At 64.0% G+C, this 24,027-nt stretch carries 24 protein-coding genes; 12 read left to right on the top strand and 12 right to left on the bottom strand.

What is annotated here, in order from left to right:
• Positions 1 to 4: 4 nt before the first annotated feature.
• From groL to IFT80_RS06350, 6 genes are all read left to right on the top strand, one after another.
• On the top strand, positions 5 to 1,651 hold the full coding sequence (groL, locus tag IFT80_RS06375; RefSeq protein ID WP_122479446.1) for a chaperonin GroEL: 1,647 nt from the start codon (positions 5 to 7) through the stop codon (positions 1,649 to 1,651).
• 133 nt (positions 1,652 to 1,784) lie between these two features.
• Complete coding sequence (gene colR / locus IFT80_RS06370) at positions 1,785 to 2,468, top strand: two-component system response regulator ColR (protein ID WP_122479445.1); 684 nt, start codon at positions 1,785 to 1,787, stop codon at positions 2,466 to 2,468.
• Positions 2,458 to 3,747: a sensor histidine kinase gene (locus tag IFT80_RS06365; protein ID WP_192136998.1), complete on the top strand. Its 1,290-nt coding sequence runs from the start codon at positions 2,458 to 2,460 to the stop codon at positions 3,745 to 3,747. Before colR ends, IFT80_RS06365 begins: the two co-directional genes overlap by 11 nt.
• 144 nt (positions 3,748 to 3,891) lie before the next feature.
• Entirely contained in the window at positions 3,892 to 4,572 is a 681-nt protein-coding gene (locus IFT80_RS06360; RefSeq protein ID WP_122479443.1) for a class I SAM-dependent methyltransferase, read from the top strand.
• 5 nt (positions 4,573 to 4,577) lie between these two features.
• Positions 4,578 to 5,294 carry a lipopolysaccharide kinase InaA family protein gene (locus IFT80_RS06355; protein WP_192136997.1) on the top strand — a complete coding sequence of 239 codons (717 nt, stop codon included), beginning with the start codon at positions 4,578 to 4,580 and terminating at the stop codon, positions 5,292 to 5,294.
• Entirely contained in the window at positions 5,294 to 5,521 is a 228-nt protein-coding gene (locus IFT80_RS06350) for a hypothetical protein (RefSeq protein WP_122479441.1), read from the top strand. The genes IFT80_RS06355 and IFT80_RS06350 overlap by 1 nt, the downstream gene beginning before the upstream one ends.
• Positions 5,522 to 5,558: 37 nt before the next feature.
• On the opposite strand, the gene IFT80_RS06345 is transcribed toward IFT80_RS06350, so the two are convergent.
• The 7 genes from IFT80_RS06345 to IFT80_RS06315 all read right to left on the bottom strand — a co-directional run bounded on the left by IFT80_RS06345 (position 5,559) and on the right by IFT80_RS06315 (position 14,466).
• Positions 5,559 to 6,656, bottom strand: coding sequence for a DUF1513 domain-containing protein (locus tag IFT80_RS06345; RefSeq protein WP_192136996.1), 1,098 nt, complete (start codon positions 6,654 to 6,656; stop codon positions 5,559 to 5,561).
• Positions 6,657 to 6,658: 2 nt separating this feature from the next.
• Positions 6,659 to 7,723, bottom strand: a complete 1,065-nt coding sequence (locus IFT80_RS06340) for an imelysin family protein (RefSeq protein ID WP_122479439.1) — start codon at positions 7,721 to 7,723, stop codon at positions 6,659 to 6,661.
• Positions 7,724 to 7,748: 25 nt separating this feature from the next.
• Positions 7,749 to 9,176, bottom strand: coding sequence for a di-heme oxidoreductase family protein (locus IFT80_RS06335; protein WP_192104010.1), 1,428 nt, complete (start codon positions 9,174 to 9,176; stop codon positions 7,749 to 7,751).
• Between the two features lie 98 nt (positions 9,177 to 9,274).
• Complete coding sequence (locus IFT80_RS06330; RefSeq protein ID WP_192104008.1) at positions 9,275 to 10,627, bottom strand: imelysin family protein; 1,353 nt, start codon at positions 10,625 to 10,627, stop codon at positions 9,275 to 9,277.
• Positions 10,628 to 10,756: 129 nt separating this feature from the next.
• The gene (locus tag IFT80_RS06325) at positions 10,757 to 12,826 is read right to left on the bottom strand and encodes a putative bifunctional diguanylate cyclase/phosphodiesterase (protein ID WP_122479437.1); all 2,070 of its coding nucleotides are present in this window, start codon (positions 12,824 to 12,826) and stop codon (positions 10,757 to 10,759) included.
• 257 nt (positions 12,827 to 13,083) lie between these two features.
• The gene (locus tag IFT80_RS06320) at positions 13,084 to 13,680 is read right to left on the bottom strand and encodes a superoxide dismutase (RefSeq protein ID WP_122479436.1); all 597 of its coding nucleotides are present in this window, start codon (positions 13,678 to 13,680) and stop codon (positions 13,084 to 13,086) included.
• Between the two features lie 186 nt (positions 13,681 to 13,866).
• On the bottom strand, positions 13,867 to 14,466 hold the full coding sequence (locus tag IFT80_RS06315; RefSeq protein WP_122479435.1) for a LysE/ArgO family amino acid transporter: 600 nt from the start codon (positions 14,464 to 14,466) through the stop codon (positions 13,867 to 13,869).
• Between the two features lie 89 nt (positions 14,467 to 14,555).
• On the opposite strand from IFT80_RS06315, the gene IFT80_RS06310 reads away from it, so the two are divergent.
• The 3 genes from IFT80_RS06310 to IFT80_RS06300 all read left to right on the top strand — a co-directional run bounded on the left by IFT80_RS06310 (position 14,556) and on the right by IFT80_RS06300 (position 17,514).
• Entirely contained in the window at positions 14,556 to 15,446 is an 891-nt protein-coding gene (locus IFT80_RS06310) for a LysR family transcriptional regulator ArgP (RefSeq protein ID WP_192057654.1), read from the top strand.
• Positions 15,447 to 15,585: 139 nt separating this feature from the next.
• The gene (locus tag IFT80_RS06305; RefSeq protein ID WP_192136995.1) at positions 15,586 to 16,584 is read left to right on the top strand and encodes an NAD-dependent epimerase/dehydratase family protein; all 999 of its coding nucleotides are present in this window, start codon (positions 15,586 to 15,588) and stop codon (positions 16,582 to 16,584) included.
• Between the two features lie 90 nt (positions 16,585 to 16,674).
• On the top strand, positions 16,675 to 17,514 hold the full coding sequence (locus IFT80_RS06300; protein WP_122479432.1) for an ATPase: 840 nt from the start codon (positions 16,675 to 16,677) through the stop codon (positions 17,512 to 17,514).
• Between the two features lie 37 nt (positions 17,515 to 17,551).
• Here IFT80_RS06300 and IFT80_RS06295 read toward each other — a convergent pair whose 3' ends face one another.
• From IFT80_RS06295 to IFT80_RS06285, 3 genes are read right to left on the bottom strand one after another with little or no spacing between them, the layout of a single operon-like run.
• Positions 17,552 to 18,601: an alkene reductase gene (locus IFT80_RS06295; RefSeq protein ID WP_122479431.1), complete on the bottom strand. Its 1,050-nt coding sequence runs from the start codon at positions 18,599 to 18,601 to the stop codon at positions 17,552 to 17,554.
• Positions 18,602 to 18,616: 15 nt separating this feature from the next.
• Entirely contained in the window at positions 18,617 to 19,783 is a 1,167-nt protein-coding gene (locus IFT80_RS06290) for an MFS transporter (protein ID WP_122479430.1), read from the bottom strand.
• Positions 19,784 to 19,796: 13 nt separating this feature from the next.
• Positions 19,797 to 20,099, bottom strand: a complete 303-nt coding sequence (locus tag IFT80_RS06285) for an ArsR/SmtB family transcription factor (protein WP_043186925.1) — start codon at positions 20,097 to 20,099, stop codon at positions 19,797 to 19,799.
• Between the two features lie 141 nt (positions 20,100 to 20,240).
• Here IFT80_RS06285 and IFT80_RS06280 point away from each other — a divergent pair, with 141 nt between their 5' ends.
• Positions 20,241 to 20,813, top strand: a complete 573-nt coding sequence (locus IFT80_RS06280) for an acyl carrier protein phosphodiesterase (RefSeq protein WP_192053630.1) — start codon at positions 20,241 to 20,243, stop codon at positions 20,811 to 20,813.
• Between the two features lie 66 nt (positions 20,814 to 20,879).
• Here the strand turns inward: IFT80_RS06280 and IFT80_RS06275 are convergent, their stop codons facing one another.
• Together IFT80_RS06275 and olsB are read right to left on the bottom strand one after the other, a co-directional pair.
• Complete coding sequence (locus IFT80_RS06275) at positions 20,880 to 21,650, bottom strand: lysophospholipid acyltransferase family protein (protein ID WP_192136994.1); 771 nt, start codon at positions 21,648 to 21,650, stop codon at positions 20,880 to 20,882.
• Entirely contained in the window at positions 21,650 to 22,405 is a 756-nt protein-coding gene (olsB, locus tag IFT80_RS06270) for an L-ornithine N(alpha)-acyltransferase (protein WP_185794009.1), read from the bottom strand. Before olsB ends, IFT80_RS06275 begins: the two co-directional genes overlap by 1 nt.
• A 209-nt stretch (positions 22,406 to 22,614) precedes the next feature.
• Here olsB and IFT80_RS06265 point away from each other — a divergent pair, with 209 nt between their 5' ends.
• Together IFT80_RS06265 and IFT80_RS06260 are read left to right on the top strand one after the other, a co-directional pair.
• Complete coding sequence (locus IFT80_RS06265) at positions 22,615 to 23,694, top strand: serine hydrolase domain-containing protein (protein ID WP_192136993.1); 1,080 nt, start codon at positions 22,615 to 22,617, stop codon at positions 23,692 to 23,694.
• On the top strand, positions 23,691 to 24,020 hold the full coding sequence (locus IFT80_RS06260; protein ID WP_192057648.1) for an amidase: 330 nt from the start codon (positions 23,691 to 23,693) through the stop codon (positions 24,018 to 24,020). Before IFT80_RS06265 ends, IFT80_RS06260 begins: the two co-directional genes overlap by 4 nt.
• Positions 24,021 to 24,027: the final 7 nt, after the last annotated feature.

The raw sequence follows: 24,027 nt of genomic DNA, 5'->3' as shown, positions 1-24,027 counted from the left end.
GATCATGGCTGCTAAAGAAGTTAAATTCGGCGACTCCGCCCGCAAGAAAATGCTGACTGGTGTCAACGTCCTGGCTGACGCGGTAAAAGCGACCCTGGGCCCGAAAGGCCGTAACGTGATCATCGAGAAGAGCTTCGGCGCTCCGACCATCACCAAGGACGGCGTTTCCGTTGCCAAGGAAATCGAGCTCGAAGACCGTTTCGAAAACATGGGCGCGCAGCTGGTCAAAGACGTTGCCTCCCGTGCCAACGATGACGCAGGCGACGGCACCACCACCGCTACCGTTCTGGCCCAGGCCATCGTCAACGAGGGCTACAAGGCCGTCGCTGCCGGCATGAACCCGATGGACCTCAAGCGCGGCATCGACAAGGCGACCATCGCCGTTGTTGCCGAGCTGAAAAACCTGTCCAAGCCGTGCGCCGATACCAAGGCCATCGCTCAGGTCGGCACCATCTCCGCCAACTCCGACAGCTCCATCGGCGACATCATTGCCGAAGCCATGGAAAAAGTCGGTAAAGAAGGTGTGATCACCGTTGAAGAAGGCAGTGGCCTGGAAAACGAGCTGTCGGTTGTAGAAGGCATGCAGTTCGACCGTGGCTACCTGTCCCCGTACTTCGTCAACAAGCCTGAGACCATGGTCGCCGAGCTGGACAGCCCGCTGATCCTGCTGGTCGACAAGAAAATCTCCAACATCCGTGAAATGCTGCCGGTGCTGGAAGCTGTTGCCAAGGCCGGCCGCCCGCTGCTGATCGTTTCCGAAGACGTCGAAGGCGAAGCCCTGGCGACTCTGGTCGTGAACAACATGCGCGGTATCGTCAAAGTCGCTGCCGTCAAGGCGCCGGGCTTCGGCGATCGTCGCAAGTCCATGCTGCAGGACATCGCCGTACTGACCGGCGGTACCGTTATCTCCGAAGAGATCGGCCTGAGCCTGGAAAGTGCCACCCTGGAAAACCTGGGCAGCGCCAAGCGCGTGACCATTTCCAAGGAAAACACCATCATCGTCGACGGTGCTGGCGTTGAAGGCGACATCCAGTCCCGTATCAACCAGATCCGTGCCCAGGTTGCCGAAACTTCCTCGGACTACGACCGTGAAAAACTGCAGGAACGCCTGGCCAAGCTGTCTGGCGGCGTTGCAGTGATCAAGGTTGGCGCTGGCTCCGAAGTTGAAATGAAAGAGAAGAAAGCCCGCGTTGAAGACGCCCTGCACGCAACCCGCGCAGCCGTCGAAGAAGGCGTGGTACCTGGCGGTGGCGTTGCACTGATCCGTGCTCTGGAAGCGCTGACCAACCTGACCGGCGACAACGCTGATCAGAACGTAGGTATAGCTGTACTGCGTCGCGCAGTCGAAGCACCGCTGCGCCAGATCGCTGCCAACTCCGGCGACGAGCCAAGCGTTGTCGTCAACGAAGTCAAGAACGGCAATGGTAACTACGGTTACAACGCTGCAACTGGCGTCTACGGCGACATGATCGAAATGGGCATCCTGGATCCTACCAAGGTGACCCGTTCGGCCTTGCAGGCTGCAGCTTCCATCGGTGGTCTGATCCTGACCACCGAAGCGGCCATTGCCGACAAGCCGAAAGCCGAAGGCTCGGCTGGCGGCGGCATGCCAGACATGGGCGGCATGGGTGGCATGGGCGGCATGATGTAAGCGAGTCCCGCGCTCTACCTGTCCTCAGGTAAGAAAAACCCCGGCCAGCGATGGCCGGGGTTTTTTTATGCCTGCCCAGCCTATAAGCTGCGCGAGCCCCGCCGGGGCGACAGCAGCACTCGGAGACCTGCCCATGCGAATCCTACTGGTTGAAGACAACCGCGACATCCTGGCCAACCTGGCCGATTACCTGGGTATGAAAGGCTACACCGTCGACTGCGCCCAGGACGGCCTGTCCGGATTGCACCTGGCGGCGACCGAGCACTACGACCTCATCGTGCTCGACATCATGCTCCCGGGCATCGATGGCTATACGCTGTGCAAGCGCCTGCGCGAAGATGCCCGGCGCGATACGCCGGTGATCATGCTCACCGCGCGCGACCAGCTGGACGATCGCCTGCAGGGTTTTCGTTCCGGTGCCGACGACTACCTGCTCAAGCCGTTTGCCTTGTCGGAGCTGGCGGCACGCATCGAAGCGGTCCTGCGCCGGGCCCAGGGCGGCGGTCGTCGCTCGCTGCAGGTGGGCGATCTGATCTACGACCTCGACACCCTCGAGGTCACCCGCGAGGGCCGCCTGCTCAAGCTCAACCCGGTGGGCCTCAAGCTGCTCGCCGTGCTGATGCAGAAGAGCCCCCATGTGCTGCGCCGCGAAGTGCTCGAGGAAGCCCTGTGGGGCGATGACTGCCCCGACAGCGACAGCCTGCGCAGCCACGTCCATCAGCTGCGCCAGGTGATCGACAAGCCGTTCGAGAAGCCCTTGCTGCACACCGTGCACGGTGTCGGTTACCGTCTTGCCGAAGGCCGCGATGGAGTTTAAGCAGAGCCTCGCACAACGCATCATCATCGCGTTTGCGTTGATGAGTGCGCTGGTCGCAGGGGCGTTCGCGGTCGGTATCGTGGCTACCGTGCACCTGGTGGAGGAGCGGTTGATATCCGCAGGCCTGGGCGGCGACCTGCAGCGCCTGCTGCTGATGGACAACGCGGCCGACTGGAGCCATCGCCCCGAACCCGATCAGTTGTTCTACTACGATAACGGTCCGGGCGACTTCGCGCTCACTGCCGATGTGAGGCATCTGCCACGCGGCTTCCACGAAGTGTTTCGCGGTGACCTTTCCTACCACGCGATGATCGAGGTAGTCGACGGTCGTCGTTACGCCTTGTTGCAGGATCAGAGCGATTTCGAAGAGCGCGAAAGAGTGCTGTTCGCCGTGGTGCTGGTGGGCTTCGTGCTCAGCCTGGCCCTGGCGATCTTTCTTGGCTGGGTCTTGGCACGCAAGGTCATGGCGCCCGTGGTGCGCCTGGCCCGCCAGGTGCGCCATCGTGATCAGATTCTTGGCCTGGCACCGCCATTGGCACCGGACTATACGGCCGACGAAGTCGGCGAGCTGGCCGTGGCCTTCGATGCCACCCTTGGCCGCCTGCGCGATGCCTTGACCCGCGAACGGCTGTTTACCAGCGACGTGAGCCATGAACTGCGCACGCCGTTGATGGTGCTCGCCAGCTCCTGCGAGCTGCTGCTGGAGAATCCGGCGCTGCCGGAGCGCTCCCGTGCGCAGGTGCTGCGCATTGCCCGAGCCTGCGAAGACATGCGTGACCTGGTGCAGACCTTCCTGATGCTGGCGCGGGCCCAGCGCGACGACAGCGGCAGAGCCACGCCGGCCACTCTGGGTCAGGTAGCCGAAGCGCTGCTGACCCAATGGCGACCAGCCATCGAAAAGAAAGGCCTGGCCCTAGAGTTCGTCGCTGGTGCGCCCTTGGCGCAGACCTATAACGGTGCTTTTCTCCACGCCGTCATGGGCAACCTGCTGCGCAATGCCCTGCACTACACCGATCAGGGTTTCATTCGTCTGACGCTGGGGGCGAGCAGCTTCCATGTGGAAGACAGCGGTGTAGGGATTCCCGAGGCTCAGCGCGAGGCCATGTTCCAACCGTTCGTGCGCGGCCCGGAAAAGCGTGGAGAAGGGCTAGGCCTGGGTCTGTCGTTGGTCCAGCGGATCTGCGAGGACCAGGGCTGGCAAGTCCGTCTGGAGGCCGTCGAGCCTCATGGCTGTCGCTTCAGTGTGGAGCTGGGCCTTGGCAAGCAAGCCCTGGGGTGATGCTTGCTTCGCACCCCAGGTGCAATTATTGTAGGAAATATCCTGTATCAGCTCGGAAACTTCTGACAAATTTTTCACAATGACATGACCTAGCCATGACGGTTGGATGAATAAGGTGTGCGCCACTGTCCTGGAGGCGTGCCCATGTCCGATCCCGTGAAGCTGGAATTTTCCGATAAGTACGATCGCGCTCACGCGCAGAAGTATTTCGACAAACACCGCAACAGTTTTGCTCGACGCATGTCGCACAGACGTGACGAACAGCTGGCCCGCAAAGCCCTGGCCCTGGTCGGCGAGCCTGGATTGGTGCTGGACCTGCCGTGCGGTGCCGGTCGTTTCTGGCCGCTGCTGGCGGAGAAGCAGAACCGGGTGATCATTGGTGCGGACAACTCTGCGGCCATGGTGGAAACCGCCTGCGCTTCACAGCCGGCGCACATCGTTGGCCGGGTGCAGCCGCTGCAGACCTCGGCATTCGATGTGGCCCTGCCGGACAATTCGGTGGACAGCATTTTTTGCATGAGGCTGCTGCACCACATCGGCGAGGCCGAGCACCGCATGACGATTCTCAAGCAGTTTCATCGAGTGACGCGTGACAGTGTGGTCTTGTCGTTGTGGGTCGATGGCAACTTCAAGGCCTGGAAGCGTGAGCGGGCCGAGCAGCGTCGACGCCTGCACAACGAGCAGGATGGGTATCAGAACCGCTTCGTGTTGCCGGCGGCAACCGTTGAAGCGGAGTTCATCCAGGCCGGCTTCCGTATCCAGGAACGCCTGGACTTTTTACCGATGTACGCCATGTGGCGAGTATACGTTCTACGTAAGGGGTAAGCAGGATGGCGGTTGAAGGCATGACGGCAGGCACGGCGAGCGGAGATGCCGACTTCGATCACTATTGGCGGCAGCAGGGTGCCTGGGTGGAAGAGCCCAATGTCAGGCGCGGCGGTGAAAGCGGCGTGCAACGCCTGTTCGTTGCCGACGGGCAGATGATCTACGTCAAGCGCCAGGTCGGGCATATCTACCGCAGCTGGCTGCACCCGTTCGGTCGCCCGACGGTGCTGCGCGAACGCGATGCGTTGACCGCGCTCTACCAGCTCGACGTCAATGTACCGAAGATGATCTTCTGCGGTACGCAGCGCGACGAGAACAATCAGTGGCGCGCACTGCTGGTGACGCGTTCCCTGGACGGTTTCGAGGAGTATGAGCACTGGCTGCAGGGCGGGGGCCGCGAACGCCACGGCGAAGCGGTCCACGAGCAGATTCTGCAGAGCCTGGCGACCAATCTGGCGCGCATGCACCGCGGCCGCTGGCAGCACAGCTGCATCTATATCAAGCATGTGTTCGTGCGCGTGACAGGCGAGGGCAGCAATGCACGCGGTGAGGTAGCGCTGCTGGACCTGGAGAAGTGCCGTCAGCGCATGACCGCGCAGCAAGCTGCCTCCCACGACATGAAGCAGCTGCGTCGCCATTCGTCGTTCAGTGCACCCGACTGGCAGAAGTTGATCTACCTTTATGAAGCGGCATTCGGCAGCTCCATCAAAGGTTTAGCGTGATGAAACTAGAAATGGCACGAGGTTTGTTTCTGGTGGCAGCCCTGGGGGTGGCCACTGCGGCGGCAGCGGCGTGGGAACAACCCCGCTCGGCCATTGTCAGTGCGGCCCACGGTGAGGGCAATTGCCCATTGCCCCGGTCGCAGAAAGCGCACATCGCAGTGACCCCGGACAAGGATTTCATCCTGTTCATGCTGGGCCTGAGCCAAGGCGTGCGCACCCAGGGTTGAATTCCCGAGCCAGTTCGCTGGCTCACGTTGCACTGGCTCAAGCCAGGTACAGGTGGTTGTCCCAAAGCCCCGATGGCAATTGCAGCGGCATGCCCACCAGCTGCGCCGCTCGGCAGTCGTAATGGCGGCAGCGGCCTTGCCCCGACGTCACCACGAAACCGTCTTCCACAGCCCCCACGCCTGCGCAGTCGGGCAAGGTGCCGTCATGCCTGACCGCACCGCTGTCCATGTCCCAGATGAAGAAGCGGTTGGCCCTCGGCGCCGTCAGCGCCACCAGGCGCAACTCGCTGTGCACCGCAACGCTGGCGGTGTAGTGACCCATGGATTGCAATTGCGTCAGCGAGACGGGAAAGGCTTCGAAAGGCTGACCGGGACGCTTGACCGCCAACAGCGGCGCGCTTTCATGGGCAGGCCCCATGAATTGCTGGCAGGCGAAGACGGTAGCGTCGCTGCCGATTGCCAGGTGCCGCACGCTGTTCATCGGCTGTTCCAGGCACTCCTTGCTCAGCAGGGTGCCATCGCGCTGCATCATCACCAGGCTCGGCTGCATGGCATCCAGATTCATCTCGATCCGGCTTTCGGCCTCGGTCCGAATACCGCCATTGGCCACCACCAGGGTTTCGCCGTCCGGCATCCACGATACCTGATGAGGGCCGATGCCATGGGTGGACAGTTCGCCGCTGTGCACCAGGCGTCCGTCGACGAAGCGGTAGACCCCCAGAACGCCACGGCCTGGCTCGGTGCTGTCGTTCTCGGTGGCGTACAGCCACTCGCCATCCTTGTGCACTACTGCGTGGCCATAGAAGTGCCGATCTGCCTGGGATGCCAGGGTCTGCAGCAACACGCCGTCGCGCAGATCGATCAAGTAGCTTTCGGTGCCGGGACGGCGAGCCACGAACAGCGCCACGGGCAGCGTCGGGTGCGTGACGATGTCATGGCAGCGTTGGCCTACCTGCGTGGCGAACACCTCGCGGCCGTCCAGCCGATAACCCACGGCGTAGTGCCCGCCATCGGCATCATCGCGCGCAGACAACAGCAGCGGTTCGCGCTGCGGATGCCGGGCCAGCGTCCAGTTGCCCAGGGTCAGTGCCTTGAGCAGTACGTGGGTCAGCTTCTGCGCCGAGCGTACAATCATCGTCAGTCACCGTCGTTGGCATTGAAGCCCAGCTGGATGTTCAGGGCGCGGGCCAGTTCGCCTTCGTGCAGACGGTGGACCACGTTGAGGCTGTCGTAGAGGGTGTTGAGGAACTGTTTGCCGGCATCGTCGCCGAGCAGTTCACCGAGGTTGCGGGTATTGCCGTCGAGCAGCTTCATGGACGCGGCGTAGGCGGCGTCGATCTTGTCGGCCAGGGGTTTCTGCTCGGTGGGCAACAGGCCGCGCAGCCCCTTGCCGTCGACGCCGACCCAGACGGTCTGGGCGGCCGCCAGGCTCGCCCGCACGCTGTGCATCGACTGCGCGCTACGCCAGGCCTCGGCCTGGTAGGGCTGGGCGATACCCTTGCTGAGGCGGCCCATGGGCGCGCCGAGCTTTTTCTTCAAGGTGTCGAGTGCGGTGACCTGCGCACGCAGCACATCGGCGATGGCTTCGTGGGAGTCGGCGTAGCGCTGGTTGGGAAACTTGGTCATCTGCGCGAGCATGCCGTCGGCACTGTTCCAGCTGGCGAGGATTTCTTCGGCCAGCGCTTTCTGCCTCTCGCCAATGGCGCTGAGCAGTGGACAGTAGCGCGCTTTCTGCGCGGCATCGGCAATTTCCGGCTTGCTGTCGAACAGGATGTACTCATAGGCCGACAGCCCCTGCACGACCACGCTGGCCTTGGCCAAACCCTGTGCGTCGATGGGTTGCTCGGCGTTGGCCAGTTGCTCGACCTGACGGCCGACGAGGTTTTTCTTGTCCGGCCAGAACTGCACCGACCAGGCTTTGTTGCCCTCGGCCAGCGGCCCGATCAGCAGCGGTTGCAGCTCGGCCCAGGCTCTTTGCGCCTTGAGGAAATCGGCACGCGCCGCATCCAGTGGCTGCGTACCCTGGCAGAACGCCAGGGCGCTGGCAGCCAGTTGCCGATCGGCCTCCACCCAGCGGCTATAGGTCGGCAGGATGACCTGCTTGGCTATGGCCGCACTGGTAACGGCTTGCCGATCTTGCGGCGAGCAGGCACCCAGTGCCAGGGCGGCGAGGCCGGTGAAGAGCAGCTTGGGACGGAACATGTAGGCTCCTGAAACGTGTGTTCATCTAGAGAGAGTTCAAGAACGCCAGCAGCGCAGCGCGCTGCTGGGCGTCGAATTGCAATACCTGTTGCCTGGCCGCTTCGGCTTCACCGCCGTGCCACAGCACGGCTTCGAGCAGGTTGCGCGCGCGACCGTCGTGGAGAAACTGGCTATGCCCGCTGACCGTTTCGCTAAGGCCGATGCCCCACAGCGGCGGCGTGCGCCAGTCCTGTGCGCCGGCCTTGAACTCGCTGCGCCCGTCGGCCAGGCCGGGGCCCATGTCGTGCAGCAGCAGGTCGGTGTAGGGGCGAATCGTCTGGCTGCGCAGCTCGGGCTCCGCCGCGTCGCTGGCCGTGGTGTATTGCGCCACGTGGCAACCCTGGCAGCCGGCCTGATAGAACAGATTCTTGCCGGCCAGGACCTGCGGCGAGTCGACGTCGCGGCGCGCAGGCACACCCAGGTTGCGGGTGTAGAACAACACCAGACGCAGAATGTTATCACTGACTTCGGGTTCCCCGCCCGGGCCATTGCCGTTGACCGCCTGGCGACAATCGGTTTGCGCCGCCGTACAGTCATCGAAGGGTCGCAGCGTGGTGGTCAGCCCCATGTCGCCGGAAAAGGCATGGACATTCTGCTGGTTCAGATTTGGCTGTCCGGCTTTCCAGCCGAAGCGGCCCGGCACGCTGCGGCTTTGGCTGTCGTCCCATACCTGATTGGGCCGACCCTTGATCGGCCCGGCGCTATCGGCCTGGTTGCGGGCATTGGCCAGGATATCCGCTTCGCTGATTGCTTCGAGCAGGCCCAGGCCGATCATCGGTGGTGCGACCCGCGCAGAGAAGCGTGTGTCGGGATGCAGTGCGCCGTAGCCCAATTGGCTGATCTGCAACTGCGGCTGGCGCAGCTCGACCAGAGTGCCGTCCTTGAAGCGCACCGGCACGCTTTGATAGGTGACCCTCACCTTGCCTTCGGGCACATGGCCAGGGATGGCCATATCTTGCAGCTGTGTGCCGTAGACCGGCTCGGGCACCACGCCCAGGCGTTCGATCTCGTGCAGGTAATGCGGGCTGTCGGGCAGCGACAAGCGGACCAGCATGGAGACGGCGCTGAGCGCGTTGTCTTCGGGCGGATGGCCGCGGCCATCCTTGATGTGGCAGTTCTGGCAGGCATTGGTATTGAACAGGGGCCCCAGGCCGTCACGCGCGGTGGTGGTAGACGGCGCGATGACCCAGGGGCTGCGGAAGAAGCTGTTGCCCACGCTGAAATCCAGGCGGCGGACCGGCGAAAGATTGGCCGAGGGCATGGAGTAGGCGTTGACATCGAATTTGCGCACGGTGGCCTGCCCCGCGCTCTGTGCTTCGCCCGGCTCTGCCTGGGTGAAACGCGGGGCGTCGTCACACCCGACCAGGCCGCAGGCCAGGAGCAGGAAGACGACACGGGGCAGGGATGGGCGCATGAATGGAAAGCTGTGGTGAAGGAAGCGGATGTTCGGCCGACGCATGGGGGCTGCAACTGGCGTCGGCGTAGCCTTCTCCAGTGCAGCCCCCGGTTGAATCAGAACTCGTGATCGGCGGTGTCCGGGTTCAGATCGGTGATGCCCAGTTTGCCGGCGGCCTGTTCGATTGCGCCGGTCTGCTTGACCAGGGCGGCGATGGCATCGCGTACCACCTGCTGGCCGGCGGCGTTGTCGGCGCTGATCAACTGGTCGAAGTGCTCGCCCTTGTTGGCGCGGTCGACGATGGCCTGCATCTTCGCTTCGGTGTCGGCCAGATCGGCCTTGAGTGCGGTATCGGCAGCCGGGTCGGCCTTGGCCACCAGTGAGGACAGGCTGGCGCCGGTCAGCTTGGTGCCGTCGGTACGGGTGTACTCGCCCAGGTACACGTTGCGGATGCCCTTGGCATTGTAGAAGGCGGAATTGTGCGTGTTGTCGCTGAAGCAGTCGTGCTCGTCTTCCGGCGAGTTGGCTTCGAGCGCGACCTTCATGCGTTCGCCGGCCAGTTCGCCGAGCGACAGGCTGCCCATGCCGAAAAGCATTTTGCGCAGGCCGCTGTCGACCGGTTCGCCGACCAGCGTGGCGCGGTAGTTGTCGGCCACGTTGGGCTTCCAGTTGGCGAGCATCTCTTCGAGGTCGCTGACCAGCAGATCGGTGACGGCCTTGAGGTAGGCGCGACGGCGATCGTTGTGGCCGCCGGTGGCGCCCGCGCCGTCCATGTAGTCGGAGGCAGGGCGGTTGCCGGCGCCAGGGCCGGTACCGTTGAGGTCCTGGCCCCAGAGCAGGAATTCGATGGCGTGGTAGCCGGTGGCGACGTTGGCCTCCGAACCGCCCAGCTCGTTCAGGCTGGCAAGCTTCTCGGGAGTGATCTCGCTGACGTCGACCTTGTCTTCACCGACCTGGATTTCCTTGTTGGCGATGATGTTGGCGGTCGCGCCCGGGTTGCCCAGAGCGTGCTCGTAGCTCTTGTCGGTGTAGTCGATCAGGCCTTCGTCCAGCGGCCAGGCATTGACCTGGCCTTCCCAATCGTCGATCAGGGTGTTGCCGAAGCGAAAGGTTTCGGTCTGCAGGTAGGCAGGGCGCGAGGCTACCCAGGCGTCGCGTGCGGCCTTCAGGGTGGCGTCGCTGGGTGCGGCAAGGAAGGCGTCCACGGCTTTCTGCAGCGTCTGGGCAGTGCTCAGCGCGTCTTCGAAGGTGGCGTGCACGATGTCGGCGTAATGGGCAACCACGGCCTTGGCGGCCGCCTCGTCCAGAGTCCCGGAGGCCGTGGGCACCGCAGCCGGGGCCGCCGGGGCGGATGCAGCCGGGGCTGGGGCCTGGGCAGCGGTGGTGGTTTGCTTGTCCTTGCTGTCGCAGCCGGCAAGAGCGATGGCGATGGCCAGCAGACTGGCGGTGGCCAGGGGCGTACGAATCATGGCGAAATCCTGCGTCAAGAGTGGCGAGCGGGCGCGCCTGTGGCGCGCAAAACTGCGCCATAATGCGAAAGATTTGCATTTTCTGTAAAGGGTTAATGTGAAAAAACCTTCAGGCTGGCATGTCTGCCGCTAGGTTTGCGACGGAGTCCGCGCCAGGCTGGTACGGCTGCGCTCGGATTGCTTGAGCAGGGCGGTCAGTTCGCGAGCGGCCAGGGGTTTGCTGTAGAGGTAGCCCTGGCCCTCATGACAGCCCTGGGCGACGATGTACGCTTCCTGCTCCAGCGTTTCCACGCCTTCGGCGATCACCTGCATGTTCAGGCTCTTGCCCAGCTGGATGATCGCCCGGACGATGGTCGCGTCGTCCTCGTCGTTGAGCACGTCCTGAACGAAACTCTTGTCGATCTTGATCTTGTCCAGTGGCAGTGACTTCAGGTAGCTGAGCGAAGAATAGCCCGTGCCGAAGTCGTCGATGGCGATCAGCGCACCCGAGCGTCGCAGACTCAGCAGGTGCTGCGCGGCGGTGCTGATGTCTTCCATCAGGCCGGTTTCGGTGACTTCCAGTTCGAGGCTGCGCGGCGGCAGGCGGTACATTTGCAGGATGTTGCTGACCACCCGCGGCAGTTCGTTGTGATGCAACTGCACGGTCGACAGATTGACCGCCATGCGCAAGCCGCTGAAACCCTGATCGTGCCACTCGCGCAGTTGGCTGCAGGCCTCGTTCAGCACCCACTCGCCGATGGCAATGATGCTGCGGTTCTGCTCGGCCAGCGGAATGAACTGATCGGGTGGCACCAGGCCGTGCTCGGGATGCTGCCACCTCAGCAGTGCCTCGACGCCGACGATCCGGTGGTCGCGGTAGCTGATCTGTGGCTGGTACACCAGATGCAGTTGATTGCGTGCCAGTGCCTCGCGCAGGTCTTTTTCCAGCTCGCGGCGCCGGCGCATCTCGGTGTCGACGCTGGCAATGTAGAACTGGTAGCGGTTGCGCGAGCGGACCTTGGCCAGGGTCATGGTCTGCTCGGCTTTCTGCAGCAGGTTTTCGGTGCTGTCGCCGTCTTCGGGAAACAAGGTGATGCCGATGGTTGCGCGCAGGCGAATGGAGTGCGGGTCGAGCGGGAAGGCGGCATCGAGGTCGTCGAGAATGCGCTGGGCCAGTTCTGCCGCTTCGTAAGGTTGTTCGATGTCGGCCTGGACCAGTGCGAACTGATCGCCGCCCAGGCGGGCCAGGGTGCCGAACCTACCACTGTGGGCCCGCAGGCGATCGGCCAGCGCGCGCAGCAACTGGTCACCGGTCTGGTAGCCAAACTGTTCGTTGATGCCCTTGAAGTCGTCGAGGCCGACGCACAGCACCGCCACCCGCCGCTGCAGGCGATGGGCGTCGAGCAGCACCTTGTCAAGTTGCTGCTGCAATTGCACGCGATTGGCCAGGCCGGTCAGGAAGTCATGCTGGGCCATGTGCAGCATGCTGTCTTCGGCTTCGTGGCGCAGTTGGGTGTTGCGCTCGATGGAGGCCAGGAGTTGATTGGCGGTATTCACCCATAGGCCCAGCTCGTTGTGTTCATGGCCGCGCGGCAACGGCAATTGGTACTCGCCGGGGCGGTCGGGGTTGATCTGCAGCAAGTGTTTGATGATCCGCGACAACGGCTTGGTCAGCAGCCAGTGATAGATCAGGTACAGCAACAGGCCCAGGGCGAGCGCGCGCAAGGTGCCGGAGATGAAGATGATCACCGAGCTGACGATGAAATCCTCGCCATAGGTGGCGGTGTCCAGGGTGATGTGCAGGTCGCCGTAGTATTCGCTGTAGGGCCCGCGGCCGATCAGGCGTGTACTGAAGCTGCGCTCCTGGCCGAGGATGCGATCGGTCAGCCAGCGGCTGGTCAGGCTCTGTAGCGGACGCGAACGTTCGGCGAGCATGGGTTCGTCGGGATGGCCGATGGAAGCCTGGCGCACGGCATCGTCCTGGAACAACCCTTCGATGACCTGCATGCCCATTTCCCGGTCCAGGCTATAGACCGCCTGGGTCGACGGATCGCGGAACATGGCGAGGATCCGCTCGGCGTCGGCGGAGATGGCCTGGCGGGTCTTGTAGCCATCGAAGACGATTTGCGCACAACTGAGCACCATGCCCACGACCAGTGCCGACATCAGTACCACGCGAAGCAACTTGACGGACAAGCTGTTCCTGACTTCCAGCTTCAATGGCAATTCCTTGTTTCGAACGCTTGGCATCAAGATGCCATGAGTATTGGCAACTTACCGTAAGCCGTAAAGCCACAAATGTGCGCGAGCCGTACCGATGGTCTTGAATACCGGAGGACGCGCCAGTGTGTCGGCCGACCCGGACGTATTCTTGAGCGGCCATGTAGCAACAAGGTAAACGAAGCGTGCCTTCGGCGTATGCAGGCAGGCACAAAAAAGCCCGGCACGAAGGCCGGGCTTTTCAACAGTGCAGCAGGTCAGGCGGTGAACGCCTGGCCTTCGTACTGCTGGGCAACGAAGTCCCAGTTCACCAGGTTCCAGAACGCCTCGACGTACTTGGGGCGGACGTTGCGGTAGTCGATGTAATAGGCGTGTTCCCAGACGTCGCAGGTCAGCAGCGGGGTATCGCCGTTGGTCAGCGGGTTGCCGGCACCAATGGTGCTGGCCAGGGCCAGGGAACCGTCGGCTTTCTTCACCAGCCAGCCCCAGCCGGAACCGAAGGTGCCGACCGACGTCTTGGTGAATTCTTCCTTGAAGGTGTCGAACGAGCCGAACGCGGTGTTGATGGCTTCGGCCAGGGCACCGGTAGGCTGGCCGCCGGCGTTTGGCGCCAGGCAGTTCCAATAGAAGGTGTGGTTCCAGACCTGGGCGGCGTTGTTGAAGATGCCACCGGAAGACGACTTGACGATCTCTTCGAGGGTCTTGCCTTCGAACTCGGTGCCAGGCACCAGGTTGTTCAGGTTCACGACATAGGTGTTGTGGTGCTTGTCGTGGTGATACTCCAGGGTTTCCTTGGAGATGTGCGGCTGCAGGGCATCGTGGGCGTAGGGCAGCGGCGGCAATTCGAAAGCCATGGTGATTCTCCTAATCAGGTCTGTTGCGGTTTGCGCAAGGCCGATCACGGGCGGCCTGGAAAACGTCGGCGAGTTTTTACTCTTTGCGACGCAGTGCCGGATCATAGCATCGGCATAGTGGCTTAACCACGCAACAACTGTGTGGAATAGAGGTTCCAGAGCCTTTGCGTGGCCAGACTGACGGTTTCAGGCGAATACCAGTTGCGCGGCTACGGCGAACATCATCACCGCCACCATCAGATCGAGCAGGCGCCAGGTGTTGGGCCGCGCCAGCCAGGGCGCCAGCCACGCCGCAGCCAGGGCCAGGCCGAAGAACCACAGCAGCGATGCGCTGGTGGCGCCGGCGACATAGGCGGCAGGCACGCTTTGCTGGGCGCCGAGCGAGCCGATCAGCAGGACCGTGTCCAGATACACGTGGGGGTTGAGCAGGGTCACCGCCAGCGCGCTGAGCAGCACCGCCCTGCGCGAGCGCAACCCGGCGGTGCCGGCCTGTTCCAGGCTTTGCCGCGAGCAGGCACGGCGCAGGGCCTTGACGCCGTACCAGAGCAGAAACAACGCACCGCCCCAGCGTGCCACCGCCAGCAAGGTCGGATTGTGCGCCAGTACCGTGGCCAGGCCGAACACACCCGCAGCCACCAGCAGCGCATCGCATACCACGCACAGCAGCGCCACGGGCAGGTGATGCTCACGGCGCAGGCTCTGCGCCAGAACGAAAGCGTTCTGCGTGCCGATCGCCATGATCAGGCCGAACGCGACCAGCAAACCGTTCAAGTAACTCTGCCACATCGCTGTATCTCCCATTTGATGCTGGCCATTGTGAGGGGTGGCGCGGTATAAGAAAAAGCAATAGTGCTGATCACTCATTAGGAAATCTGATGTTCGATTACAAGCTGCTCGCCGCGCTGGCCGCTGTGGTGGAGCAAACGGGCTTCGAGCGCGCCGCGCAGGTGCTGGGCCTGTCGCAGTCGGCCGTGTCGCAGCGGATCAAGCTGCTCGAGGCGCGGGTGGGCCAGCCCGTGCTGATTCGGGTCACGCCGCCGGCACCCACCGATATCGGCCGCCGCCTGCTCAACCATGTGCAGCAGGTACGCTTGCTCGAGCGTGACCTGCAGGGGCAGGTGCCGGCGCTGGATGAACAGGGCATGCCCGAGCGCCTGCGGATTGCCTTGAACGCGGACAGCCTGGGCACTTGGTGGGCCGGCGCGGTCGCGGATTTCTGCATTCGCGAGCAATTGCTGCTGGACCACGTGGTGGAGGATCAGGACGTCGGGCTCAAGCGTATGCGCGCCGGTGAAGTGGCCGCCTGCCTGTGTGCCAGCGAGCGGCCCCTGGCCGGGGCACGCAGCCTGTTGCTGGGCGCCATGCGCTATCGCGCGCTGGCCAGCCCCGAGTTCATGGCTCGGCATTTTCCCGCAGGCTTCGAACCGGCCCATCTGCCCCGCACGCCCGCGCTGGTGTTCGGCCCCGACGATTATCTGCAACATCGTTTTCTGGCGTCGCTGGGGCTGGCGGAAGGTTTTCTCCATCACCTGTGCCCGTCGTCGGAAGGGTTCAACCGGTTGGCCAAGGCCGGGATGGGCTGGGGCATGGTCCCCGAGCTGCAGGTCGAGGATGCACTGGCCGATGGTAGCCTGATCGAGATCGTCACCGGGCATCCGGTGGACGTACCGTTGTACTGGCATCACTGGCGCAACGGTGGGCAATTGCTCGAGCGCCTCACCCGGCATCTGCGCGAGGGCGCCGCAAGCTGGTTGGTGCCGCTGTGAGCCCTGCGTGCGTCTACCGCTAGCGGCCCGGTCGCCTACAGCCAGGGTGCCGGGCAGCGAGTGACCTCGAAGAACGCTGCAGGACCTTCCCGAGGTCGTGCTGCGGTAACACATTGAACGATGCACAGCGGAGCAATTCATGAAGATTCTGGTTACCGGCGCAAGCGGCTTCATCGGCGGGCGCTTCACGCGCCTGGCGTTGGAGCAGGGGCTTGAAGTGCGCATCAACGGTCGCCGGGCCGAAGGGGTCGAGCATCTGGTACGACGCGGCGCACAGTTCATGCAGGGCGACCTGCTCGACCCCGATCTGGCCAAGCGCCTGTGCATCGGCGTCGACGCCGTGGTCCATTGCGCCGGTGCCGCAGGTACCTGGGGCCGCGCCCAGATGTTCCAGCAGGCCAATGTCGAGGTTACCGAGAACGTCGTCGAGGCCTGTCTCAAGGAGCACGTGCAGCGGCTGGTATATCTGTCTTCGGCCGCGGTCTGTTTCGACGGTCGCAGCCACCTGGCAGTCAAGGAAGAGCAGGTACCGGGACGTCTGCGCGGGCATGCCGCGCGCAGCAAATGGCTGGCCGAGCGCAAGGTGCTCGGCGCTGCCGAGTTCGGCCTGGAAACCATCGTGCTGCGAGCGCACAGGGTGACCGGCGCCGGCGACGGGCAGCAGTTCGCGCGGTTGATCGAGATGCAGCACAAGAATCGCCTGCGGATCATCGGCGACGGCTTGAACAAGGTCGACTTCACCAGCGTGCAGAACCTCAACCAGGCACTGCTGGGCGCTCTGACGGCGGGCGATACCGCGCTCAACCAGGTCTACAACATCAGCAATGGCGCGCCGATACCGCTGTGGGACGTGATCAACTACGTGATGCGTCAGCTGGAGTTGCCCCAGGTACGTCGCTACCGCGACTTCGGCCTGGCCCACGTCAGTGCTGCGGTCTGCGAGTCGGCGTGCCTGCTGTGGCCAGGCCAACCCCGACCGCGCTTGTCGCGTTTTGAAGTCCAGGCCTTGCACGAGCATTTCACCCTGGATATCAATCGCGCCCGGCATTACCTGGGCTACGAGCCACGCACGTCCGTGTGGGCATCGCTGGATGAATTCTGTGGCTGGTGGCGTGCCCAGGGCACGCCCGGCGGTTGAGCCAATCGCCCGGGTGGTCGGCCAGTGCCCGCCGTTGCAAGGGTATACTCGCGGTCCTGGCCATTACCCCGTGACACAAAGGTTTCTCACATGCGCAAAGATGCTCCCGACGACTTCGACGACAACCTGCCCAGTTTGCGTGGTGATACCCGCGACGACCACGAGTTTGCCCCAGTGGGCAGCGGGCGCGATCGCGACGCGTTGTACTCGCGCAACACGCCGGTGGTGCGCGTCAAGGCGCCCAGCACGGGTGCGCTGTGGGCGCTGATCGGCGCGTTGTTCATCGCCCTGGGCGGCCTGGGCTGGTGGAGTTTCCAGCAGATCAACCTGATGGAGCAGCAACTGGTAGCGACTCAGGAAAGTTTTGCGCGCATCAGCGAAGAAGCGGCGGGGCGCTTGCAGGACATCAGCGGCAAAGTAGCCAACACCCAGTCCACTGCCGTATCGGGTAGCGAAGCGCTGCGGGCCGAAATCAAGCAGTTGCAGGACCAGCTGGCGCAACAGACTCAGCAACAGAGTGGCGTGGCCGGCCAGCAGAGCACCTTGCAGACCCGTCTGGAACAGGCCGCGTCTCAGGTGGCTGCGCAGCAGACGCTCAACGAGCAATTGCAGACGCAGTTGAAGGCACTGGCGACCGAGCTTGCGACGTTGAAGCAGGCACAGCCGGACACCGGCAAGTTGCAGGCACGTCTGGACAGCGTGGACGGCGAGCTTGCCGCGTTGAAGAAGAGCAATCCGGGCGCGCAGCTCGAACGCCTGGAGCAGGATCTCATCGTGCTCAAGAGCGAGCAGGACAATCGACCGGCGGCCACCAGTGGCCCCAGCATCAGCGAGTTCGATGCGTTCCGCGGACAGGCCACGCGCAGCTTGAACACGCTGCAGAGTCAGGTGCAGAACCTGCAGCAGCAGATCAGCCAGCTGCGACGCTGAACGGCCGGGCACGCCTGGCGGCGGCCCGGCCTGCCGCTTACATGCGCGGGTAGTCCAGGTAGCCTGCGGCGCCCTTGGCGTAGAACGTTTCGGGGTGTGGCTCGTTCAATGGCGCGTCGGCCTGCAGGCGTTCCGGCAGGTCGGGGTTGGCGATGTACGGAACGCCGAAGGCCACGGCGTCGGCAATGCCATTGGCCAGGGCGGCGTTGGCCGACGCCTTGTCGAAACGCTCGTTGACGATGTACGGACCGCCAAACGCATCACGCAGTTGCGCGGCCAGGCTGTCCTCGCCTTCCTTCTCGCGGGCACAGATGAACGCGATGCCGCGCTTGCCCAGTTCGCGGGCAACATAGGTGAAGGTTTCGGCACGGTTGCCGTCGCCCATGTCGTGCAGGTCGGCACGTGGCGAGAGGTGCATGCCGACACGGTCGGCGCCCCAGACGTCGATGGCCGCATCGGTCACTTCCAGCAGCAGCCGTGCACGGTTTTCCAGGGAGCCGCCATAGGCGTCGGTGCGCTGGTTGGTGCTGCTCTGCAGGAACTGGTCGAGCAGGTAACCGTTGGCGCCGTGGATTTCCACGCCATCGAAGCCCGCAGCCTTGGCGTTCTCTGCGCCCACTCGATAGGCCTCGACGATGTCGGCGATTTCAGCGGTTTCCAGCGCCCGTGGGGTTTCGAAACCGGTGATCGGACGCACCAGGCTGACGTGGCCGTCGGCGGCGATTGCGCTGGGGGCCACCGGCAGTTCGCCGTTCAGGTATTGCGAATGCGAGATCCGGCCCACGTGCCACAGCTGCAGCATGATCCGGCCACCGGCGGCGTGGACGGCCTGGGTGACGTTGGCCCAGCCGCGAACCTGGTCGTTGGACCAGATGCCAGGGGTGTCCGGGTAGCCGACGCCCATGGGCGTCACCGAGGTCGCTTCGCTGAGGATCAGCCCGGCGCTGGCGCGTTGCACGTAGTAGTCGGCCATCATCTGGTTGGGCACGCGGCCCTCGTCGGCGCGGCAACGGGTCAGCGGTGCCATGATGATGCGGTTCGGCAGTTCCAGTGCGCCGAGCTTGATCGGGTCGAAAAGTGTGGTCATGTAGGACAGCCTCTATCAGTGAGTGACGGGTGCCAGGTCGGGAGTCCGGGTCTGGCGAAAAGTGATCAGGGTGACGATCAGGGCAAGCACGGCCAGCGCTGCGGCGGCCAGCGGCACGCTGGTCAGGCCCAGGCCGCCGGCGATGACGGCGCCGCCGATCCAGGCGCCCAGGGCGTTGCCGACGTTGAAGGCACTGATGTTCAGGGTCGACACCAGGTTGGGCGCCGACTTGCCGAAGGTCACCACGTTGATCTGCAGCGCAGGCACGGCGGCGAATGCCGCGGCGGCCCAGAGGAATAACGTGATTTCGGTCGGGATGACGGCCACTGCGGTCCAGCTCAGCGCGGTGGACACCACGGCCATGGCCGCGAAGACCCCGATCAGGGTGGCGCCCAGGCGTCGATCGGCCAGCTTGCCGCCGATGATGTTGCCCACGGTCAGGCCCAGGCCGATCAGCAGCAGCGTGTAGGTGACCCCGCGCGGTGATATGCCGGTGACATCACCCAGCAGCGGCGCGATGTAGGTGAACAGGGTGAACATGGACGCGGCGAACAGCGCTGTCATGCTCAGCGACAGCCAGATCCCGGCGCCCTTGAGGGCCGACAGTTCGGCGACCATGTCCAGCTTGGCTTCTTCGCGATTGCCTGGCAGAAAACGCAGCAGACCGATCAGCGCGATCACGCCGATCAGGGTGACCACCCAGAACGTCGAGCGCCAGCCCGCCGCCTGGCCCAGCGCAGTGCCCAATGGCACGCCCAGCACGTTGGCCAGGGTCAGGCCGGTGAACATCAAGGCCACCGCCGAGGCACGCTTGTTGGGTGCCACCAGCCCTGCAGCCACCACCGAGCCGATGCCGAAAAAGGCACCGTGGGACAACGCAGTAACCACCCGAGCGAACATCAGCACGTTGTAGTCGCTGGCGATGGCGCAGAGCAGGTTGCCGACGATGAAGATGCCCATCAGCACCACCAGCGCGGCCTTGCGCGGCAGGCGCGCGGTGGCCAGGGCCATGAACGGCGCGCCGATGGCCACGCCCAGGGCGTAGCCGGTCACCAGCCAGCCGGCGCTGGGAATGCTGACGCCGAGGTCGCCCGCCACATCGGGCAACAGGCCCATGATGACGAACTCGGTGGTGCCGATGGCGAAGGAGCTCAGCGCCAGGATCAGCAGGGATAAAGGCATGAAAAAATCCTTGTCAGAGCTGTGCGCTCATTTGCGCGAGAAACGCCTGGATGACGTCCTCGTTGCGTTTGAAGAAGTGCCACTGGCCAACCTTCTTGCTGCTGATCAGGCCGGCCCGTTGCAGGGTGGCCAGATGCGCCGAGACGGTTGACTGCGAGAGGCCGCAGCGTTGGTCGATCTGCCCGGCACATACACCGTTTTCGGTGCTGTGGTGCTGATCGGGAAACTGCCCTTGGGGATCCTTGAGCCACGCCAGGATTTCCCTGCGCACGGGGTGGGAGAGGGCTTTTATTATTTCGTCGAGATCGAGGGACATGACGTACTCGGCTTATATCGGGACGAGGCGAAATATATATCTGTATTTCGCGATATACAAATATGAATGTGTGCTAACGACGGGTCATTCGGCTATATCGGGTTATAACGATACAGTCGCAATGGTGCTAAGCTGCGCGGCATGAACTACCTGGCACACCTTCATCTCGGCGGTCCTGCACCTGAGCAACTGCTCGGCAGCCTCTATGGCGATTTCGTCAAAGGCCCGCTGGCAGGGCGCTTCAGCGCACCCATGGAGGCCGGCATTCGCCTGCATCGGCAGATCGATGCATTCACCGACAGTCACCCGCTGGTGCTGCGCGCCATCGGCCGCTTCCCGGCCGAACGGCGCCGCTATGCCGGGATCATCGTCGATGTGTTTTTCGATCATTGCCTGGCGCTGCACTGGGCGGACTATTCCCGGCAGCCGCTGACGGCGTTCACCGACCATGTCTATCGGGTGCTGGCAGCCGAAGCTGAGCTGCCGGGGCGGCTGGCGGCCATGGCGCCGCACATGATCGCCGAGGATTGGTTGGGGTCGTACCGGGATTTCCAGATCATCGAGCGGGTGCTGCAGGGGATCTCACGGCGGTTGTCCAAGCCCGAAGGGCTGGCTGGAGGGTTCGAGGAAGTACGAGCCCTGTACGCGCCACTGACCGAAGATTTCCGCGCGTTCTATCCGGTGGTGCAGGGGTTCGCGCGGGAGAGGCGGTGACTGTACTGACGTATTCGCGGGCAGAGGGCTCGCCGCCCGCGAATGACGCAACTCGGAACACCAGACTCACGCCGCCTGCCGCAGCTCCTCAACCTCCCCGAACAACGCGAAGCGCACTGCCTCCTGAGCCTCATAGGCCAGTGCCGCGCGTTCCTTGCCCAGGCTGGCGATCGGCGCCAGCACCTGGATCAACACCTGCCCGCGGGGCTGAGCAAAGATGCGCAGCAAGTGCGACAGCAGATCATCATCGCCCACAAACGGCGCGATCGGATCCAGCTCGCCGTCACGCTGATAGCGGATCGCGATCGGCTGCACCGGCACGCCGGCGTCTATGGCGCTGGACATCAGCCGCCCATGGAACGTACGCAGGCTGTGACCATCGGTGGTGGTGCCCTCGGGGAAGATCATCAGGTCCAGATCGTTGCGCAAGTGCTGGGTCATCTGCCGCCGGATCAACTGGCTGTCGCCCGCGCCGCGACGAATGAACAACGTGCCGGCCTTGAGCGCCAGCCAGCCGGCCACTGGCCAGGTACGCACTTCGGCCTTGGACAGGAACGAAAGCGGCGCCAGCATGCCGAGCAGAGGGATGTCGGTCCAGGAGACATGGTTGCCGACCCACAGCATGGGCTTGTGCGGCAACTCGCCCTGCACGGTCACCTCGAACGGCAGCGCGTTGCTCAGGCGCACCATGAACCAGCGCGACCAGCGCTGACGGCGGCCCATGCAGTCGGGCAGGCGCAGCCGCTCCAGCAGGCTGAACATCGCGGCCAGCGCCAGGCCCAGGCCGATCACCCAGAGCAGGCGCAGGATGCGCGCGTACACGCGCCAGCGCGGCATCACACGGCCGCCTTGAAGTGGCGAGCGTAGCGCGGGCAGAGATCGTCGCGCTTGAGCAGGATGAACACGTCGGCAACCTGGAAATCCGGGTCCCAGCATGGCTCGCCACAGATCTTCGCGCCCAGGCGCATGTAGGCCTTGAGCAGCGGCGGCAGTTCGGCAATGACGTTGCCTGGAATGTCCAGGCTGGGCAGGGGCATCTTCGGCTCGGCGCGCAAGTGCTCGGTGCACAGGTAGCGCTCGCGCAGACGCTGCATGATCGCCTGGGCCTGGATGCCGCCATCCTGCATCGGGATGCTGGCACAGCCCATCAGGTAGTCGTAGCCACCTTCGTTCAGCACCTCCGCCAGCTCGCCCCATAGCACCGCGATGGTGCCGCCGTTGCGGTAGGCGGGGGCCACGCAGGTGCGCCCGATTTCCAGGATCGAGCCTTGCAGGTGGCGCAGGCCGTGCAGGCTGAATTCTTCTTCGCTGTAGAAGCGCCCCAGCCGGTCGGCAGCGCGGTGGTCGAGCAGGCGTGTGGTTGCTACCAGTCGCCCGGTGGCCAGGTCGCGCACCCCGATGTGCTGGCAATGGGCATCGTAGTCGTCGATATCCAGACCTTGCTCGGCGCTCTTGAGTTTGGCGTTGAGCTCGGTGCTGAACACGGCGAAGCGCAGGGCCTGGGCCTCGTGCAGAGCTTGCGGGCCGACAAGTCGTTCGGCGTGCAGACGGCGTTCGGTACGGGTGTCGCCAGAGCGTGCGATCTGAGTCATTGCAAGTCTCCAAAAGCCGGCCGGTGAGTGCGGCAGGTCGATTTTGCTAGGCATGGCCAGCCTAGGAAGACCCGGTGTCATCACCATGAAGCTTTGGTGATGCTTGCGTGACAGCCCTCGACTGCCATACGCCACACAACTCTTGCAGCGAACGGCTGTCATACCCGCACTGCACACTCGCTCCAACCTCGATCACGAGCCTTCCCCGCATGCCGCGTCTGCTTATCCTGTCGATCTCTCTGCTGTGCGCGTTACCGGTGGGTGCGCAGAATTGGCCATCCGAACGATGGAACCAGGCACCGGCACCGGCGTCGCCGGCCATTGCCGCCCTGGAGCAATACGCGTTCGTCGCCCGCGATGACGCCGTGCGCGAAGGCGTGCGCACCGATGCGCTGCTGGTGGTCCGCGACGGCGAGATCGTCTACGAGCGCTACGCCGGCCCCGGTGCTGCCGACCGGGTGCATGCCACCTGGTCGATCAGCAAGAGCCTGCTGGCCACGGTAATGGGCGTGGCCTATGGCGAAGGGCGTTTTGCCCTGCAGGATGCCGCCGCTGACTATTTCCAGCCCCTAGCCCAGCACCGCGATATACGCGTGCAGGACCTGTTCCACTGGGCGTCGGGGCTGGACTGGCAGGAAGACTACGAATATGCACCGCTCAATTCCTCGGTGGTGGCGATGCTCTACACCCGTGGTCATCACGACATGGCCAGCTATGCGGCGAGCCACCGGCGTGCCTACGTGCCCGGCGAACATTTCCGCTACTCCAGTGGCGACAGCAATCTGCTCGCCGCAGCGCTGCGCAACATGGTCGGCCTGCACGAGTACCCGGACTATCCCTGGCAGGCGTTGTTCACGCCTCTGGGTATCGACCAGGCGGTGTGGGAAACCGATGCCAGCGGCACATTCGTCGCCTCGTCCTATGCCTACCTGACCGCGCGCGATCTGGCCCGGGTGGGCCTGCTGATGCAGCGCGATGGTCAATGGCGTGGCCGGCAATTGCTGCCGCAGGCGTGGGTGGCCTTCAACCGCACGCCGTTCGCCCCGAGTGAGCACGTTGCGGGAGAGCCCGCAGCAGGCGCGCACTGGTGGCTCAACAGCAATATGGCCTGGCCCCATGCTCCGCGCAGCACCATGGCAGCACTGGGGCATTGGGGACAGGCGCTGTACGTGCTGCCCGAGCAACGCCTGGTGGTGGTGCGCTATGCCGACGACCGCGATGGCAGCTTCAGCCACGATGCGCTGTTGCAGCGGATCGTGGCCGCCTTCGCCGCACCGGGTGGCCAATGAGCACTGGCAAGCGCGCCTGGGCGGCGCTCGGCCTGCTGCTGTCGCTGGCGGCGGCCACTTGGCTGTGGCACGAACGCACGCAGTTGCTGGCCTTTCCCGACATTCTCAGCGCCTTTTCAGCGAAGGAATACTGTTCGTGCCGCTATGTGCTGCAAAACAGTGCCGACTACTGTCAGAGCTACATCAAGCAGTATCTGCCGCTCAGCAGCCTGAGCGAGGACGCTGGCCAGCGGCGGGTTATGGCCAGCGGCCTGGGGCGCAGCAATACGGCGGCCTGGGTTGGGCCCCGGCAAGGCTGCCGATTGATTCCCGGGAGCGACGGATGAACCGGCC

The organism is Pseudomonas sp. CFBP 8771 (assembly GCF_014841695.1).
In the GTDB taxonomy this organism is placed as follows: domain Bacteria; phylum Pseudomonadota; class Gammaproteobacteria; order Pseudomonadales; family Pseudomonadaceae; genus Aquipseudomonas; species Aquipseudomonas baltica.
This window is presented reverse-complemented; position numbering and strand designations above follow the sequence as displayed.

Coding starts and splice junctions, on each gene's coding strand:
- IFT80_RS06310 (WP_192057654.1), top strand. CDS start 14,556: ATGTTCGATTACAAGCTGCTCGCCGCGCTGGCCGCTGTGGTGGAGCAA.
- IFT80_RS06305 (WP_192136995.1), top strand. CDS start 15,586: ATGAAGATTCTGGTTACCGGCGCAAGCGGCTTCATCGGCGGGCGCTTC.
- IFT80_RS06280 (WP_192053630.1), top strand. CDS start 20,241: ATGAACTACCTGGCACACCTTCATCTCGGCGGTCCTGCACCTGAGCAA.
- IFT80_RS06355 (WP_192136997.1), top strand. CDS start 4,578: ATGGCGGTTGAAGGCATGACGGCAGGCACGGCGAGCGGAGATGCCGAC.
- IFT80_RS06340 (WP_122479439.1), bottom strand. CDS start 7,723: ATGTTCCGTCCCAAGCTGCTCTTCACCGGCCTCGCCGCCCTGGCACTG.
- IFT80_RS06265 (WP_192136993.1), top strand. CDS start 22,615: ATGCCGCGTCTGCTTATCCTGTCGATCTCTCTGCTGTGCGCGTTACCG.
- groL (WP_122479446.1), top strand. CDS start 5: ATGGCTGCTAAAGAAGTTAAATTCGGCGACTCCGCCCGCAAGAAAATG.
- IFT80_RS06320 (WP_122479436.1), bottom strand. CDS start 13,680: ATGGCTTTCGAATTGCCGCCGCTGCCCTACGCCCACGATGCCCTGCAG.
- IFT80_RS06275 (WP_192136994.1), bottom strand. CDS start 21,650: ATGCCGCGCTGGCGCGTGTACGCGCGCATCCTGCGCCTGCTCTGGGTG.
- IFT80_RS06315 (WP_122479435.1), bottom strand. CDS start 14,466: ATGTGGCAGAGTTACTTGAACGGTTTGCTGGTCGCGTTCGGCCTGATC.
- IFT80_RS06295 (WP_122479431.1), bottom strand. CDS start 18,601: ATGACCACACTTTTCGACCCGATCAAGCTCGGCGCACTGGAACTGCCG.
- IFT80_RS06285 (WP_043186925.1), bottom strand. CDS start 20,099: ATGTCCCTCGATCTCGACGAAATAATAAAAGCCCTCTCCCACCCCGTG.
- colR (WP_122479445.1), top strand. CDS start 1,785: ATGCGAATCCTACTGGTTGAAGACAACCGCGACATCCTGGCCAACCTG.
- IFT80_RS06290 (WP_122479430.1), bottom strand. CDS start 19,783: ATGCCTTTATCCCTGCTGATCCTGGCGCTGAGCTCCTTCGCCATCGGC.
- IFT80_RS06260 (WP_192057648.1), top strand. CDS start 23,691: ATGAGCACTGGCAAGCGCGCCTGGGCGGCGCTCGGCCTGCTGCTGTCG.
- IFT80_RS06360 (WP_122479443.1), top strand. CDS start 3,892: ATGTCCGATCCCGTGAAGCTGGAATTTTCCGATAAGTACGATCGCGCT.
- IFT80_RS06330 (WP_192104008.1), bottom strand. CDS start 10,627: ATGATTCGTACGCCCCTGGCCACCGCCAGTCTGCTGGCCATCGCCATC.
- IFT80_RS06300 (WP_122479432.1), top strand. CDS start 16,675: ATGCGCAAAGATGCTCCCGACGACTTCGACGACAACCTGCCCAGTTTG.
- olsB (WP_185794009.1), bottom strand. CDS start 22,405: ATGACTCAGATCGCACGCTCTGGCGACACCCGTACCGAACGCCGTCTG.
- IFT80_RS06345 (WP_192136996.1), bottom strand. CDS start 6,656: ATGATTGTACGCTCGGCGCAGAAGCTGACCCACGTACTGCTCAAGGCA.
- IFT80_RS06365 (WP_192136998.1), top strand. CDS start 2,458: ATGGAGTTTAAGCAGAGCCTCGCACAACGCATCATCATCGCGTTTGCG.
- IFT80_RS06335 (WP_192104010.1), bottom strand. CDS start 9,176: ATGCGCCCATCCCTGCCCCGTGTCGTCTTCCTGCTCCTGGCCTGCGGC.
- IFT80_RS06350 (WP_122479441.1), top strand. CDS start 5,294: ATGAAACTAGAAATGGCACGAGGTTTGTTTCTGGTGGCAGCCCTGGGG.